Origin of the sequence: Sorangium sp. So ce117, from assembly GCF_051524395.1 — a bacterium.
GTDB lineage: Bacteria > Myxococcota_A > Polyangia > Polyangiales > Polyangiaceae > Sorangium > Sorangium cellulosum_B.
Genome location: NZ_CP150309.1, coordinates 1,477,390 through 1,492,493, shown reverse-complemented (window position 1 = coordinate 1,492,493; position 15,104 = coordinate 1,477,390). Strand labels below are relative to the sequence as shown.

15 protein-coding genes and 2 pseudogenes are annotated in these 15,104 nt (G+C 68.5%); 10 read left to right on the top strand and 7 right to left on the bottom strand.

Going from position 1 to position 15,104, the window contains the following annotated elements; translation table 11 throughout:
- Window positions 1–128: 128 nt before the first annotated feature.
- Window positions 129–1,034: a LysR substrate-binding domain-containing protein gene (locus tag WMF46_RS05515; protein ID WP_437984628.1), complete on the bottom strand. Its 906-nt coding sequence runs from the start codon at window positions 1,032–1,034 to the stop codon at window positions 129–131.
- 84 nt (window positions 1,035–1,118) lie between these two features.
- On the opposite strand from WMF46_RS05515, the gene WMF46_RS05510 reads away from it, so the two are divergent.
- Window positions 1,119–1,703, top strand: a complete 585-nt coding sequence (locus WMF46_RS05510; RefSeq protein WP_437984627.1) for a DUF6640 family protein — start codon at window positions 1,119–1,121, stop codon at window positions 1,701–1,703.
- A 16-nt stretch (window positions 1,704–1,719) separates the two neighbouring features.
- Window positions 1,720–2,352, top strand: coding sequence for a HupE/UreJ family protein (locus tag WMF46_RS05505; protein WP_437984626.1), 633 nt, complete (start codon window positions 1,720–1,722; stop codon window positions 2,350–2,352).
- 175 nt (window positions 2,353–2,527) lie between these two features.
- Here WMF46_RS05505 and WMF46_RS05500 read toward each other — a convergent pair whose 3' ends face one another.
- Together WMF46_RS05500 and WMF46_RS05495 are read right to left on the bottom strand one after the other, a co-directional pair.
- Window positions 2,528–3,091: a hypothetical protein gene (locus WMF46_RS05500; protein WP_437988041.1), complete on the bottom strand. Its 564-nt coding sequence runs from the start codon at window positions 3,089–3,091 to the stop codon at window positions 2,528–2,530.
- 310 nt (window positions 3,092–3,401) lie between these two features.
- Window positions 3,402–3,515, bottom strand: a pseudogene (locus WMF46_RS05495) (hypothetical protein); the annotation flags it as partial.
- Window positions 3,516–3,599: 84 nt separating this feature from the next.
- On the opposite strand from WMF46_RS05495, the gene WMF46_RS05490 reads away from it, so the two are divergent.
- From WMF46_RS05490 to WMF46_RS05475, 4 genes are all read left to right on the top strand, one after another.
- Complete coding sequence (locus WMF46_RS05490) at window positions 3,600–4,556, top strand: LysR family transcriptional regulator (protein ID WP_437984625.1); 957 nt, start codon at window positions 3,600–3,602, stop codon at window positions 4,554–4,556.
- A gap of 823 nt (window positions 4,557–5,379) precedes the next feature.
- The gene (locus WMF46_RS05485) at window positions 5,380–6,954 is read left to right on the top strand and encodes an IS110 family transposase (RefSeq protein WP_437984624.1); all 1,575 of its coding nucleotides are present in this window, start codon (window positions 5,380–5,382) and stop codon (window positions 6,952–6,954) included.
- Between the two features lie 462 nt (window positions 6,955–7,416).
- Entirely contained in the window at window positions 7,417–7,566 is a 150-nt protein-coding gene (locus WMF46_RS05480) for a hypothetical protein (RefSeq protein WP_437984623.1), read from the top strand.
- Between the two features lie 525 nt (window positions 7,567–8,091).
- Window positions 8,092–8,871, top strand: coding sequence for a hypothetical protein (locus WMF46_RS05475; RefSeq protein ID WP_437984622.1), 780 nt, complete (start codon window positions 8,092–8,094; stop codon window positions 8,869–8,871).
- A 54-nt stretch (window positions 8,872–8,925) separates the two neighbouring features.
- Here the strand turns inward: WMF46_RS05475 and WMF46_RS05470 are convergent, their stop codons facing one another.
- The 3 genes from WMF46_RS05470 to WMF46_RS05460 all read right to left on the bottom strand — a co-directional run bounded on the left by WMF46_RS05470 (window position 8,926) and on the right by WMF46_RS05460 (window position 11,132).
- Window positions 8,926–9,462, bottom strand: a complete 537-nt coding sequence (locus WMF46_RS05470; protein WP_437984621.1) for a transposase — start codon at window positions 9,460–9,462, stop codon at window positions 8,926–8,928.
- 51 nt (window positions 9,463–9,513) lie between these two features.
- Window positions 9,514–9,927 carry a hypothetical protein gene (locus tag WMF46_RS05465; RefSeq protein WP_437984620.1) on the bottom strand — a complete coding sequence of 138 codons (414 nt, stop codon included), beginning with the start codon at window positions 9,925–9,927 and terminating at the stop codon, window positions 9,514–9,516.
- 728 nt (window positions 9,928–10,655) lie between these two features.
- Window positions 10,656–11,132: an enoyl-CoA hydratase/isomerase family protein gene (locus WMF46_RS05460; RefSeq protein ID WP_437987859.1), complete on the bottom strand. Its 477-nt coding sequence runs from the start codon at window positions 11,130–11,132 to the stop codon at window positions 10,656–10,658.
- Between the two features lie 178 nt (window positions 11,133–11,310).
- On the opposite strand from WMF46_RS05460, the gene WMF46_RS05455 reads away from it, so the two are divergent.
- From WMF46_RS05455 to WMF46_RS05440, 4 genes and pseudogenes are all read left to right on the top strand, one after another.
- On the top strand, window positions 11,311–13,110 hold the full coding sequence (locus WMF46_RS05455; RefSeq protein WP_437984619.1) for a CotH kinase family protein: 1,800 nt from the start codon (window positions 11,311–11,313) through the stop codon (window positions 13,108–13,110).
- A 66-nt stretch (window positions 13,111–13,176) separates the two neighbouring features.
- The gene (locus WMF46_RS05450) at window positions 13,177–13,383 is read left to right on the top strand and encodes a hypothetical protein (RefSeq protein WP_437984618.1); all 207 of its coding nucleotides are present in this window, start codon (window positions 13,177–13,179) and stop codon (window positions 13,381–13,383) included.
- Window positions 13,384–13,593 (top strand): annotated as a pseudogene (locus WMF46_RS05445) (LysR substrate-binding domain-containing protein); the annotation flags it as partial.
- Window positions 13,594–13,855: 262 nt separating this feature from the next.
- Entirely contained in the window at window positions 13,856–14,458 is a 603-nt protein-coding gene (locus tag WMF46_RS05440) for a transposase (protein WP_437987858.1), read from the top strand.
- A 3-nt stretch (window positions 14,459–14,461) separates the two neighbouring features.
- Here the strand turns inward: WMF46_RS05440 and WMF46_RS05435 are convergent, their stop codons facing one another.
- Window positions 14,462–14,971 carry a transposase gene (locus WMF46_RS05435; protein WP_437984617.1) on the bottom strand — a complete coding sequence of 170 codons (510 nt, stop codon included), beginning with the start codon at window positions 14,969–14,971 and terminating at the stop codon, window positions 14,462–14,464.
- Between the last annotated feature and the right edge of the window lie 133 nt (window positions 14,972–15,104).

Sequence of the window (15,104 nt, the reverse complement as noted above, 5' to 3'; positions counted from 1 at the left end):
CATGAGGCTGGCCCGCACGGACAGCGCCCCGGCATTTCTGGCGGGACTGTTCCGCGGCGCTGAACCGTCGCGATCCGTCGTTATCGAAACCATTCTGTGCGTGCATGACGACATCGACGAAAGGAAGCTTACAACCGTGAGGTGGCCCGATCCGAGGAGCCGGATGCTAGCTTCACGAAGGCGCGTACAGCGCCAGCGGTCTCGTCAGCGCGGCCGATCAGGTGCAGCTCGGCGAAGACGTTCTTCGGCGCGACGAACGGACGATAGACGATGCGGGGAACCTTCACCTGAATCAGCGGTTTTGGAGCCAGCGCCACGCCCAGGCCTGCGCCGGCCAACGACAGCATGCTCAAGGTGGTGTCGGCGCGGTGGACCCGGCGTGGCTCGCGTCCTATCAAGAGAATCAATCTCTTCAGCACGTCGCCACCGGCCTCTTCCGATGGGAACATGATGAGCGGCTCTCCGGCGAGCATCTTCGGCGTCACGCGCCTGTGCGCCGCGAGCGTGTGCTCCTCTGCCATCGCGACCACCAGCGGCCAGGCGCCGATCGGCTGGACGCTCAACCGCGGATCTACCTTGAGAGCGAACGCCGAGCAGTAGCCGACGTCAACCTCGCCGGTCAACACGGCCTCCGCCTGCCTCGAAGGTGGCATCTCGCGCAGCTCGATCTCCGCGGCAGGATGGGCTTTGCGGAACGCTCGCAGGTGGTCCGTCATCTTGCCAGTGAGGATCGCGTTGCCCGCGTAACCGATGCGAACTTTGCCGATGTCGCCGCGCAGCGATTGCTGGACGATCGCCTTGGCCCGCTCCGCCTGCGCGACCGCCCGCTCCGCCTCGACGACCAGCAATGCGCCGGCTTCGGTCAGCTCCACGCGCCGACTCGTCCGCACGAACAGCGCGCCGCCGATCTCGCTTTCGAGCGCCCGAATCTGCATGCTCAGCGCCGGCTGAACGATGTGCAGTCGCTGCGCGGCGCGGCCAAAATGGCGTTCTTCGGCGACGGCCAGGAAATAGCGAAGGTGTCGTAGGTCCACGACATTCGACCGTACCATGGATCAATCAGCAGATCAAATCGATCGATTGGATCAATATATTGTTATTTGGGTGAATGGGCGGCTATGGTCTTCCTGGCCGACGCGCCCGCCACCTACTGGCCAATGCTGATAGCCAACGGAGTCACCGGTGTGCGGAAATGGGTGGCTCGTCACAGCAAATCGATCGTGCCCGCCGGTCAGGAGCCTATCACCATGAACCGAAGTACCCTGGGAAGAGTCGTTCTCACGTTCGTTCTGGCGAGCGGCGCCATCGTCGCTGTCGGCGTGGACTGGAATAAAACCCACCTGTTCAACCCTGCATGGCATGAGCATGCGCGCTTTCATGACGCCCTCATGCTGCTCATCCTGTGTGGCGTGACGATCGTCGGATTGTGGATGGTGTGGCGGCGGTCCATGGAGCCGCAGGTCGGGTTCAACGTGGCGGCCTGGATCGTCGTCATCATCTGGACGCCCTTCTTCTACATTACGTGGCTCATCCCGGGGACCAGCCTGCTCGCGGGACCCGAGGTGCCGCTCCCGGTCGTCGCGGGCATCCCGCTCTACCCGAACGTGCTCATCGCAGGTACCGAGCTCTTGCTCGCGGCGCTCGCCTACAAGCTCTTCCACAGCGATCCTGCATCGACGGCAGCGCGCGTGGCGAACGCCTGACGAGGAGAGGCGCTTCATGAAATCCACGATCCAAAAGACGATGGGATGGGCTTCATGTCCCGGCGCGCGCGCCCTGCTCGTCGCCACGCTCGTCTCGTGGCCCTCCGTGAGCTGGGCGCACCCGGGCGGCGCCGATGCGGGATTTCTGAAGGGCCTCTTCCATCCGGTGTTCGGCGCGGACCACCTGCTCGCGATGGTGAGCGTCGGTGTCGTCAGCTCGCAGCTCGGCGGAAAGCACCTCCTCCGGATCCCCGCCACGTTCGTCGCCGCGATGCTGGTCGGCGGCCTCCTGGGGATGGCGCGATGGCCCATGCCCCTGGGTGAGCTTTGCATCGCGGCGTCGGTCGCGGCGCTCGGTCTCGGCATCGTCACCACGACCCGTGGCTCCTCACCGTTCCTGCTCTCCGGATGCGTGGCGATGTTCGGTGTCTTTCACGGACATGCCCACGGCCTGGAGATGCCTCATGCGGTCAGCCCGGCGCTGTATGCCATGGGCTTTCTGCTGAGCACGACCGTGCTTCATCTCTGCGGTCTCGTCCTCGGCGAGCTCGCCGCCGGTCGAGAGTCCCTGTCGCGGGGGCTGCGCTATGCCGGCGCCGCCGTGATGGGGACGGGGATGGTCCTTCTGGTGCGCGGGGTCGGCATCTGACTGGAAGCGGCTCGCCGCGACGGATGAAGCTCGTCGCCATGGTCACTGAGCCCCGGAACATCGTCCGCTTCCTCTCCGCGCTCGGCGAGCCGACCGATGTTCCAGCACGCTCTCCCAACCGAGGGCCGCCGTACTGGAATCCTGGTGGACGTCCAGAAAGATCGCAAGCCCCTGACTACCGCCGCTTCGGAAGGGCATCGCCGGCGCCGCCATCGTAGCTCTTGAAATCGAACGGCAGCGTCAGCGCTCCGAAGTCCGGGATGCTGCCGACGGGGGCGGTCTGCCCCTCGTCGGTCGGTTCGTCAGGCTTTGCGTTCTGGTCCAAAGCGATGTCCTGATTGCGGATCACGTAGGCGCGCAGGGCGTCCTCGTACGCGGCGATGCCACCCACCAGATCATCCTCGTGCATGGCGAGCTCACTGGCCAGAACGTAAGCGCCGACCATCGCGACCGAGGTGGCCTGCCCCGTACCCAGAGAGACGGCGTAGCCAGCATCGCCGACCAGCACGATCCGCCCGCGTGACCAGCTGCTCATGCGGACCTGGCTCAGCGAGTAGAAATGGAAGTCGGTCGCGCGCAGCATATGCTCCACGATCTGCGGAATGACCCAGCCTGCGCCTGCGACGCGGTCGGCGAGCAATCGCTTCTGCGCGTCGATGTCGCGGAAGTCGTGGTCGATCCCCTTCGGCGCGTTGAAGCCGAGATACGTCCTCGCGTGGACATCCCTCCGCAGGCCCATCCTGGGTCAGCGACGTGATGGAATCGGCGAAGAGGTACTCGACCCGGGAGCCCACGGCTTCGTGAAGCACGTGACACAGGTCGTCGCGCAAGATCTCGACGTCGGGGCTGTCGAGCCGGCCGCCTGTCAAGGTGCTCTCCGTGCTCCGAAAGATCTCCTGACCGGCCGAGTCGACCACAGAGATGCCCGTCAGCCTCGTGCTTCGATCGCGAAGCGTGGCGAGGATGCCCATCCGCTCCGCGACCTCCAGGGCCGGCCCCCGAACGTCGAGCGCGTGCCCGCCCGGGCGTAGATGCGGCGCACGCTCGACCACCGTGACCGCGAAGCCGTGGCGGGCGAGCCAATAGGCGACGGTGAGACCGGAGACGCTGGCGCCGGAGACCAGCACCCGGGAGGCGGGACGCGTCGGGATCGTCGAGTTCATGGCGAGCACGGTATGTTTCTCGAACCGAGCCGTCCAAGACATTGATCGCACGGCTATGATGCCTGTAGGGTAACGGTCGAGACCATGGAGCTCCGACACCTGCGCTACTTCGTCACGATCGCCGAGGAGCAGAGCTTCCGCCGAGCCGCCACCAGGCTCCACGTCTCGCAGTCTCCATTGAGTCGGCAGATGAAGGACCTCGAGGAGGAGATGGGCGTTGAGCTCTTCGCGCCCGAGGGACGCGGGATCAAGCTCACGGCCGCCGGGAAGTCCTTCGCGGAGAGAGCCAGGAGCATCCTCGCGAGCGTTGACGCGGCCGTCGACGAGGCCAAGGGAATCGCAGAAGGCAGGCTCGGAACCGTGGTCATCGGCTTCGAGACGGGCACGACCTTCATGGGCTTGTTCTTGTCCCTCGTCGCGGCGTTTCGTCGGCGAACGCCCCGCGTCGGCCTCCAGCTCGTCCCCATGAGCAGCCTGGAGCAGTGGACGGCGCTGCGGCAGGGGACGATCGCCTTCGGCTATGGGGCCTACGCGCCCGAAGACGACGCCCTCGGCCACCTCGAGATGACCCGCGATCGACTGGGGCTGCTGCTCTCCCCTGAGCATCGGCTCGCACGGCTCAAGAAGATCCGGCTTCGAGACCTCGAGAGCGAGCGCGTGCTGCTCCAGCCACGTCACCTCTATCCGAGGCTCCACGCGGACATCATCACGACGGCGCGCGCACAGGGCGTGACGCTGCACGTGACGGCGGAGGTGCTCGACCTGGAGGCGCTCATGGCCCTGGTCGTGATCGGCGACGCGGTCACCTTCCTCTCAGAGAAGTTCTGGGAGCTGGCTTCGCAGACCTCGTTGCTGTGGCGGCCCGTCGAAGATCTCCACATCGATCTGAGCGAAGTCGTCACGTGGCGCGCGGAGGACGACGGCGCGCCCATGGTGCGAGCGCTGATCGAGGCCGCGCGAGAGGTGAGCCCGCTCCTGCAGCACGCCGCAGACCGCGCGCGCTCCCCCAGGGCCGCCGGGCGAAAGCGCAACGAGCGCTGAGGCGTTTTCCCGGGCGGTCACGAGAGCAACACGCGTCGCCTCCGCGCCTGGGCGGCTGCTTTGCCCGTGCGGAGGTCGACATATGCCGAAGACGGAGGCGTCGACTGCCGCCGGTGTTAGATGGATCTACGCTATGGCGCTGGACAGCATTTGGGCCTTGCGGCGCAGAGCCGATCCGTAAGATTTTCCATCGGGGAGGTCACAAAAGGCGACTGGTACCTTGCCGATGTCTTCAGGTCGAAGGCGATCGTCGAGAGCCTCGACGAAATCGATCGTTGCTGCACGATCGATCGCGCGCAAACTGCTGCGGTGCGTTTTTGGCTCAAAGGCCTCGAAAATGGAGCGCGACGTGGCTAACAACCCGTTGCCGCGGACGATGGGGTCGCTGCGCGCCGCCCTCGCCGCTGAACGCGGCGTTGGGCTGGCAGAGTGCGGGCACGCAGGCACGATCCCGAAACAGGCGGCAGCGCATCAAGGGGCCCGACAACAGGGCGGCGAGCGAAGGAGAATCCCGCGGCGCTGCGCCGCCAGGCCAGGCGCCGACCCCGATCGGTGATGCCGCGGGCCCTTCACCGCGGGCGACGCGACGGCGGAGGGCGCCCCGTTGGGCCACACCAGAGCCGCCCTCGGCGGCGAAACAGGCGGAAGCCATGAGAATCGCTACTGTTTCCAGCGACCGCTCGTCATCGACCGGTTTTTCTGGCGGGACGATTCCGCGGGGGCGAACCGTCGCGATCCGTCGCTTCCACGGGGATTTCGGGAGAGCGTGGCGACGGATCGCATCCCCAGATGGGATGAGGCAGCCCACGGGGCGCCTGGACCCATGATGCCGACCGCACCGACCCGAGCCTCTGCTCGACGCATTCGCGCGGCGGGGCCTGCGAAGACAGCCCGCAGCACCGTGGAGGTCGGCCCATCGGCAGCCGAGGGTGCTGGAGTGCTCGGAGGCGTCAAGGGTTCGCGAGCGGAGCTCGCCGGCTCCGCCGCCCTTGACTCCCCCTGCGCGCTCCAGCCGGACAAAGCAGCGGGCGATGGGCGGACGGAGGCCTCCGGCGGGGGCTCCAGGCTCTGGAGAGGAGCGAGCAAGAAAGAGCCGCTCGCAGCAGCGAGCAATGTGGCTGACCTCTCGCCTGCAGGGTTGCCTGCGGGCACCCCCACGCGTTCGACGACGCAGAAGACGGGGGCCCAGGAGAGGTCAGCCATGCGAAGTGTAGCGCTGGATCTGGGGGTCCATGAGATCTCATTCTGCGAGGTGGCGTGCGGGAGCGTGGTGCTACGACGCACGGTTCGCTCGCTCGATTCGCTCGAGGATCTCCTCGGCCCGTCGTCCTCGCCGGCCCGGGTGGCGATCGAGGCGTGCCGCGAGGCCTGGGCGGTGCACGACACGCTGCGCGACTGGGGTCACGACGTGCTGGTCGTCGACACCACGCGAGCTCGTCAGCTCGGCATCGGCCAGCACGGCCGCAAGAATGACCGCCTTGATGCCGAGGCGTTAGCGCGCGCCGTCGAGCGCGGGGGCATTCCACTCGCTCACGTGCTGTCGCCTCACCGGCGGGCCATTCGCCACCAGCTGGCTGTCCGGCGCGCGTTGGTTGAGACGCGGGCCCAGTACGTCACCACCGTGCGCGGCATCCTGCGCGCTTGCGGACACAAGCTCGCGAGGTGCACCACCGAGGGCTTCCTCACGGTGCTGAGCGCGGCTGCCTTGCCGGCCGAGACTCGCCTGCTCGTTGGACCCCTGGTGACAGCGCTGGAGATGCTCACCCCTCAGATCGCGCTGGCCGATGCCGCGCTCGAGCAGCTGTGCACCCACGAGCCGGTGATCGTGCGGCTGACCACGGCACCCGGCGTGGGGCTGGTCATCGCCGCCGCATTCGTCTCGGTGGTGGACAAAGCGAAGCGCTTTCACCACGCCCACCAGCTCGCCTCCTACCTGGGCTTGGTCCCCTCGGAGGACACCTCCGGGGGACGCAACAAGCAGCGGCTGGGCGCGATCACCAAGCAAGGCAATGCCTATCTGCGCGCGCTGCTGACGCAGGCGGCGCACGCGATCCTGCGGCACAAGAGCGGCGACGACCCACTAGGTCGATGGGCAAAGGCCATCGACGAGCGCCGGGGTCGCCACATTGCGGTCGTGGCGCTGGCGCGGCGGCTGTCGGGTGTGCTGTGGGCCATGTGGCGCGACGGCACGGTCTACGATGCGCAGAGCGCAGCGGTCGCTTCGGCCAAGGGCCTACGGCTGCAAGCCCAGTCGATCGAGCAGCAGGCGCAAAGCATGAAGGAGGCCGCGGTCAAGGCGCGCCGCCGGCAGCGCTCGATCGACAAGGGACTCGGCGCCGCTCGGGCAACGGCTCGCTCGAGGCCGGTCTCGACCTCAAGGAGGGCCTCGATGCACTGACTTTCCCCCTACGGGAACGTGCGCCACGAGCGCGTCACGCTGGGAGCGTGAAAGAGGGCCACGTGGATGAGCGCGGAAGCCTTCCGGGTGATCGGCCTGTGGGTCGAACATGCCGTCCCCTAGAATGCGCCTCCACGGTCCCGTTTCGGACCCCAGCATGCATCCAGGCCACCAGGGCGACCGCCGGCCTGTGAATGCGGATCGTCGATCGAGCCACAGCTCGCTCCTGCGGACGCGACGAGGTGCTCAAGCACAAGCGGAACGACGCCCGACCAGGGCGAAGGGAGATGTCCATGCCGAAACGACCTGCACTGACGACGCCGAGCGCCGTCGCTGCCGAGCCGAAGCCGACCAGCCGCGCAAAGAGAGCGCTCAAGCCCTTGACCTCAGGGCTGCCTCATCGTGGAAGGCATGGACCCAAGCCGGGCCCAGCGCCCAAGCCCCGGGCTTGGGGAGCTCGCCGTGACCGATCCGTCGCGTCGGGCTGCGGTGGTCGCCTCGCTCGCCAGCACCCTGAGCCGCGCCGTCGCCCTCGGGGACGAGGTGGGGGCCCGGGTCGTTCACGAGGCGATCGGCCGGCTGCTCAGGCTGCCGGTGGCACCGGAGGGGTGAGCAAACTTGGGCCGAACGTCGAGCCCGCCGCTCGCGTCGACTCGCTGCCGGAGCCTTGCCGCTCTCCAGTGGGCGCGCCGGCCTCACCCCCGTCACCGGCGCCTTCGCGGGCAGGCGCTCCCTAGATCGCGCGCCCGCTGCGGTCACGGATGCGAGGTGTCACCCCTGCCACACCTGACACCTGCCACACCCGGTCGGTGTGGCAGGGATCCGGGCGTCGCGTGACAGGCACGCGCGTTCCGGGGGAAGCACCATGCGGAGCGCGGGCCGGGAGAAAGAGCGCCCTTCGTGAATCCCGGGTGGAACCCGCGACCGCTCGCAGGCCGACATCGCCTCTGGCCCCAACCTTGCTCATCCGCTCAAGGCGAAGGCGAACGCCTCGCACGACGCGCTGTCGAGCCCACGGTCTCGCCGATAGGCCCGCGGACGTGCCGCGAGCGTCGCACAGCGGGGTCGCGCCGCGCGCTGGCCGGACACGCGGGCAGACGTCCGCACATGACCCATGAACGACATAGGAGAATTACAATGATCATCGATTCGATGCTTCGTGACCTCTCGATGGCTCGCGCCGCCCACCGCGCCGCGGCCCTCGCCCTGGGGCTCTGCTTCGTTGGCGGCTGCGCCGTGGAGCAGGAATCGGGGGCCGAGGCCGTGGAGGAGGGGCTCGCCCCAATAGCGATCCTGCACAGCGAGAACGGCGCCGAGGTCCACTTCTACGAACCGGAGGAGGGGCGCGTGCTGGCCTTCACCACGGGCAGGATCCCCGAGTCCCTGGAGCGGCTGCCCCCCGTCGGGCTCTACGAGGCGCTCTCGCGAGAAGCCGCGCCGCCAGCGCTGATCGCGGCGCAGCAGCGCATGGGCGAGGGACGGCTCGCCCGCGGCGAGCGCCGCGCCGCGACGGAGCCCGACGTGATCGAGGAGGCGGCGCCGCCTCAGGCGGGCGCCGGAGAGCCGCTCGGGACCGCCGCGCAGGCCCTGACGGCGAGCGAGTTCGTGGACGATTGGTGCGACGTCAGCGGCCTCGATATCAACTTTTGCTGGACCAGCAGAACCGACTACCACTGGGAGGAGCTCAAGGGCGTCAAGTGGTTCCACGCCCACGTGGACTCCACGTCGGGCACGGTGGAGCTGCGGGTGCACTACAAGAACTTCTCGGGCGACTGGGTCCTGACCTTCGCCCAGACCGTCACGGAGACCGGGGGCGTGATCTCGTACGAGACCGAGAACAACGACACCTACAGGGTCGCCGTCGCGCAGGTGGATCCCGGCAACAGCTATCATCTCTCGATCCACGGCGACAAGTAGGCCACGGCGAGGAGCAGGCCGCGGCCAGCCGCCACCGGCGGGGCGGCGAACTGCTCAGGCGGGGTCGGCTGGCGCCGCCGGTCGCGGCCGAACACGCCTGGGCGCGCCCTCGGCCGGGAGGCTAGGATGTGCCGAGGATGGAGCAGGAATCAAAGCCGCGAGCCGGGCCATGAACTCCATTGGACTCATGACGCGGTGAGTGCGTCCCCGCTGAGGTGTCTTCAGCAAGTACGCTATACGCCCATCGGGCAGGAGCTCGATTCGATCGAGTGCGAAGGCCGGGCGGGAGCAGTACCGAACGAGCCTCTCGCGCGCGGGTCGTCGACCGCCGTCATCCGCCGCGATGCGCACCGCGCAATGCACGTCGAACCCGTCGCACGCCGCGGAGAAGCGTCGCTCTCGGCGCTCGAATGCCGCGTCGGGACTGTCCTTGTGCTCGAAAGGCCGCGCAAGATACGCTCCACCTGCGAGTGCGAGCTGGGTACACGCATCGAGCGCGGAGGGCTCGATGGTCTCGTTGCTGCGCTCCTCGGCCGCGCGCTCGTCGAGGTAACCGCGGAACCGTAGCCAAAGGAGCGCACGCTCGCGCACCCGTCGCGCCCCGCAGCTGGGGCTTGACGTCTCCGAGCCGCCTGCTGGTGTTCACAGCGCCAGCTCCCAGCCCAGGTTCACTGTAAGGAACAGCTGCACCGGCAACGGATCGTACGTGCGCTCGCCGACGACCGCGTCGCTCGATCTCCACGCGGTCATCGACGCTCCGAGCCACGGCAGGAGGTAGAAGCCGTACTTCGACGGGTGCCACTTGTAGCCGGCGATCGCCTCGGGTGACACCTCGGAAGTCTCGTCCCGCATCCCGGGGAAGGCGTCGTTCGTGTAGCGCAGGCGCAGGTATCGCACCGCGCCACCGACCGCGAGGCCGTTGCGCTCCGCTGACGGGTAATAAAGGACGTACACGGCGGCGCTCGGCCGCACGCACACGTGGAAGTCATCGTTCCCACCGAGCTGCGCCACGAAGTCGGGAACGTCGCGGGAGAAGCTGGCGAGTGAGACACGCACACGCGCGATCCGATCGTCGCGCACGCCGACCTGGCCACCGTAGCCGCCGCGCACGAATGGCAACGGATCGACTTCCGCATGGAGCCGTACGCCTGGTTCAGCTTCCGCGTGGAGCCGTACGCCTGGTTCAGCTTCCGCGTGGACCCGTACGCCTGGTTCAGCCCTGGCGGTGCTCGCCATCGTCATCGTCGGCACGAATGCGAGCGCGCACTTCATCGCCGCGTTGGTGACACGGTGTAGATGATCTCCGCAAGCCGCGGTAATTGGGTGAAGCTCGCCGGCGAAATCCGCGTCCGATGCCGCGGCGTTCCGGCGCTTCGGGCACAGCGAAATCCCCAGAAGCACGCTACGGGCGGACAGGAAACCGTAGAACTTTCGTCCGTATCAAGCCCTCCGCGGGGACGGCGCCTGGCGAGCTGTTATTGTTTTGGCCGATCAGACACCCGCTCGCCCCGTCGCAGGGCCCGCGCGCCGTGCATTGGGTGCAGCTCTGGCTCGACGACCGCGACGTGCGTTCGCCATGACAGGCTCGGGCCGGGTGCCCACCTACGCCGCGTCGAACCCGAACGCCATCGGTTCCCACGTTGGATCGCGCGCGGGTGCTGCCGTTCGGGACTGCGAGGGCGACGCGGCGGAAGAGGGCGCCACGTTGGGCCACACCGGAGCCGCCCTCGGCGGCGAAGCAGCCAGAAACTAGGAAAGCCGCTCCCGTTTCCGGCGACCGCTCGTCATCGACCGGTTTCGCTGGCGGGACGATTCCGAGGGGGCGAACCGTCGTGAACCGTCGCTTCCCCGGGGATCTGGGGGGAGCGAGACGACGGATCGCACCCCCTCCGGAGGCATTGGCCCAACCCGGGCCCAAGGGTCAAGCCCCGGGCCTGGGGAGCTCGCCGTGATCGATCCGTCGCCTCGGACGGCCGTGGTCGCCTCACTCGCCAGCACCCTGGGCGGCGCGGCTTCGGGAGGCGGAACGCCGCGCCGAAGGCGGCGTCGAAATCGTCGAGGAAGCTTGAGAGCCTCTCCCGATCGAGCGATGCGAGCTCGTGCAAATCGAGCCCCGCGGACAGGCGCTGTCCGGTGCCGCGGACGAGAACGCCGCTCACGGCGTCGTCCTGCGCGAGCCGCCCGAAGACGTCGGTCATCTCACGGAGCAACGCCTGGTTCATGGCGTTGACCTTGGGTCGGTTCGGCGTGATCTCGGCCATGCCGTCACGGGTGAGCACCTCGACGCATTGCATCGCGAGATGCATCGCGCAGCGCCGCTCATGGCGCAAGATAGCGTGTCAGGCGGCCCCGCGGAGGCGGCCGGACGTGCTAGACACTTGTCTCATGGTACGGAAACACACAACCACGCTCGTTCGTGCACGCAGCATGCTCTCGGTGATGGCGTTGGCGCTGGCCCTCGGCGCGTCCGCGTGCGGCTCCGACCCGCCGCAGACGCCCGGCGAAACCCCCGACGCCTCCTCCGGCGGTGGCCCCCCCGGCGACGGCGGCGGCCCCTCCGGCGGCGGCGGCCCGTCCGGCGACGGCGGCGGCCCCGACACACCCGATCCCGACCCGAGCGACGCCATGTTCGATCCCGACCACGTCATCGAGGTGGGAATCACCCTGGCGCCCGAGGACTGGGAGACGCTCCGCCGCCAGTCCCGCGACGTCTCGGAGGTGCTCGGCGAGGGCTGCATGGAGGGCCCCAAGAGGAGCCCTTACACCCAGTTCCCCGCGACCGTCACCGTCGACGGCACCACGCTCGAGATGTCGTCCGTCCGCAAGAAGGGCTTCCTCGGTTCCGCCAGCCTGTCGAAGCCGTCGCTCAAGGTGAGCTTCGACGAATACGTGGACGGGCGCGAGTACGCCGGCCTCGAAGGGATGACCCTCAACAACGCCCGTCAGGATCCCTCGCTGATCAAGACGTGCCTCGCGTTCAAGGTCTTCCGCGACGCCGGCCTGCCCGCCTCGCGCTGCAACTTCGCCCACGTGACCGTCAACGGGCAGGACCTCGGCATCTACGCGCACGTGGAGCCGGCCGGGAAGCGCCTCCTCGAGCGCCATTTCACGGACGCGAGCGGCGACCTCTACGAGGGCCAGCTCAGCGACTTCCGCGACGGATGGACCGCCACGTACGAAAAGAAGACCAACGAGGACGACCCCGACCTGAGCGAGCTCGACGCGGTCTCCGCCGCGCTCCTGACCAGCGACGCCGAGCTCGACGCGACGCTCGGCGCGGTCCTGGATATCGAGACCTTCCGGCGGTACTGGGCCACCGAGTCGCTGATCGGCGCGTGGGACGGCTACGCGGGCAACACGAACAACCACTTCGTGTATTTCGACCCGGCGTCCGGGAAGATGTCCTTCTTGCCGTGGGGCCCCGACATGTCATTCGACGCGGACGACCCGCTTGGCCCGCCAGGGCGGCCGCAGTCGGTCTCGGCAAAGGGCGCCATCGCGAACCGGCTCTACCAGACCCCGGAGCTCCGCGCTGCCTATGCCGAGGCGATGATGGACCTTTTCGAGACGGCCTGGAATGAGGACGCGCTGCTCCTCGAGATCGACCGGATGGAGGAGCTCCTCGCGCCGTACGTGCGCGCGGACGCGGCGGCCGTGGGGGGGGCGACCGACGCGATACGCAGCTTCGTGAGCGGGCGCCGCGCCACGATCACCGCCGAGATCGCGCCGACGCCCCCCGCGTGGACGTTCCCGCAGCCCGCCATCGCGTGCCTGACGACGGTCGGGACCGTGAAGGGCACGTTCTCGACGACGTGGGGGTCGCTCACCGAGCCGGATCCCTTCGCCGCGGGGACGGGGACGTTCGACGCCGCGTTCCCTGCGGATGACCCGCAATCGGCCCGGACCGTCGGCTCCGCGGCGGGCTATGAAGGCTCCGAGCCAGGGGTCGAGTCCATCACGAGCGGCCGCGCCCAGGTGACGGTCGTCGGGAGCTTCCCCGACGGGACGGTGCGCGCCCTCGTGTTTTTCGTGGACCCGGAAGTCTTCGCCGCCGGAAAAGAGGGCCCGTACGACTGGCAATCGGTCATGGCGTTCGCGCTTGATTACACGCAGTCGGAGCCGGTGCTCACGGGCTTGTTCGGCGACGGCAAGATCCACTTCGACGAGGCCTCGACGGAGTCGGGAGCGCCGGTCACGGGCTCCTTCGAGGCGACCGTCATCGGAGGCGGTCTATTCTGACGTGATGCCGATTCTGCTCCGCCCGGCAGGACGGCGCTGGTCGTCGCGCTCGGCCTCGGGGTCGTGATGGTGCTGGCACCGGCCCCCTCGGCGCTCGACCTCGCACGTCTCGAGCGCACGTTCAACCTTCGCGCGGGCGATGGGTTCGTGGAGGTCGTTGGTCCCCGGCTCATCGCGACGGTCATGGAGGCAGCCCCGAAGGTGCGACTGCGCTTTGCGCCGAAGCCAGACAAGGACGTGCAAGCGCTGCGCGACGGAGCGATTGATCTATAGATTGGTGTCCTCGGCCAAACCGGGCCGGAGGTTCAGGTCCAGGCGCTCTTCCATGACCAGTTCGTCGGCGCAGTCCGGGAGGGACACCCGCTCGTCACCGAAGGCAAGGTGAGCGCCCGGCGCTATGCGGAGTACGGGCATGTGGTGGTCTCGCGTCGCGGGAGCGCGAGGGGCCCGGTGGACGAGGCGCTGGCCGCGCGTGGCCTCACCCGCACCGTGATCGCGGTGCTGCGCCGCCAGGCCAGTCGCCGACTCCGATCGGTGATGCGGCGGGCCCTTCACCGCAGGCGACGCGACGGAGGAGGGCGCCCCGTTGGGCCACACCGGAGCCGCCCTCTGCGCGCAACAGGCGAAAACGATGAAATATCTACTGTTTCCGGTGGCCGCTCGTCATCGCCCGGCTTCTCCGGCGGCACGGGCATCTCGAGCTCGAGCACGACGTCGAGGAGGACGATGAGCCCGAGGCAGCGCTCTGTGCCTCCGCCGTCTCGGGACGAGAGCCGCGCCATACGTCGTCGCCCCGCAGTGGCTCCGCGGGCTCTCGCCGTCTTCTCCGAGCGCGCTCGCGTACGACAAGCCGCTGTGCGCTGCGCTCGATGGCTTCACCTCGCACGCAGCGACGCGCGCCGGTGCGCACCATGCCGCGGCGAGGGAGGCGCTGCTGCGTTACGTGCTGCGACCCCCGATCGCAAAGGAGCGCGTCGAGCCGCAGCAGGACGGCCTGGTGCGGCTGTCGCGGAGGCGCGCCTTCGCTGACGGGACTGTCGCGGTGGACATGGATCCGCTCTCGCTCGTGTGCCGCCTCGCGGCCAGCGTCCCGCCGCCGCGCTTTCACACCGTCAAGTACGCTGGCGTGCTCGCCTCGGCAAGTCGCCCACGTTGGCGCGCAAGCGCATCGGACCGCGCCCTGCGAAGCCAGAAGAGCCTACCACTACTGTGTCAGCGCGGCGCGGACACGAACCAATGCGCGCTGCGGCGTAACGGCGGGCGGTGGCACGCAGGGCAACGAGGCAGCCACGCGATCAAGGCGCGAGCGATCGCGCGGCGAACGGTCGCGAGCGAGTCGGCGAAGTGACGCTCAGGCCGCGAAGCGGAGCGGGTGGGCGTGACCTTCGGCGTCTGCCGAGGGAAAAAAAGACCGATCACGCTCGGCCACGATGAAGGCGTAACAGCACAGGACGACGGAAACATGGTGGTGCCAGCCTCGGAATCGCCGCCCTTCGAAGTGATCGAGCCCCAGCTCGCCCTTCATCTCTTCGTAGGCCTGCTCAGTTCGATAGCGCTCCTTGTACTGGCGTACGATCTGCTTCTTGGACATCTTGGTCCCCAGCGTCGTGACCGCGAACTTCGAGGGATCGCTTTCGCCGGTCCGGGTCGCGGCGCGTCCGCCGCGGAGGCGCGGTGAGGCGGCGCCGGCGATGGACGCGCCGCGGGCCCGCCCCGCGGCAGGGCTCCGCGCGAGGGATGTCTCGGCGCGGTCGGGGCCGGGGCGGACGCTCGACAGCCCCTCTCGGCGACCTCTGAAGATCGGCGATGTTCGATTCATGAAACCCGTACGATCGGCAATCGGGACATCGTCGATCACCACCTGATTATGAGTGCTCCCGACGCCTCGTTCGCGGCGGGCTCCGTCGCGGTGTGCGAGCCCGGCGCGGTCGTCGCGGGCCACGCGGGCCACGCGGGCCACGCGGGACAGGACTGCCGGCCGGGAGCGATCGCCT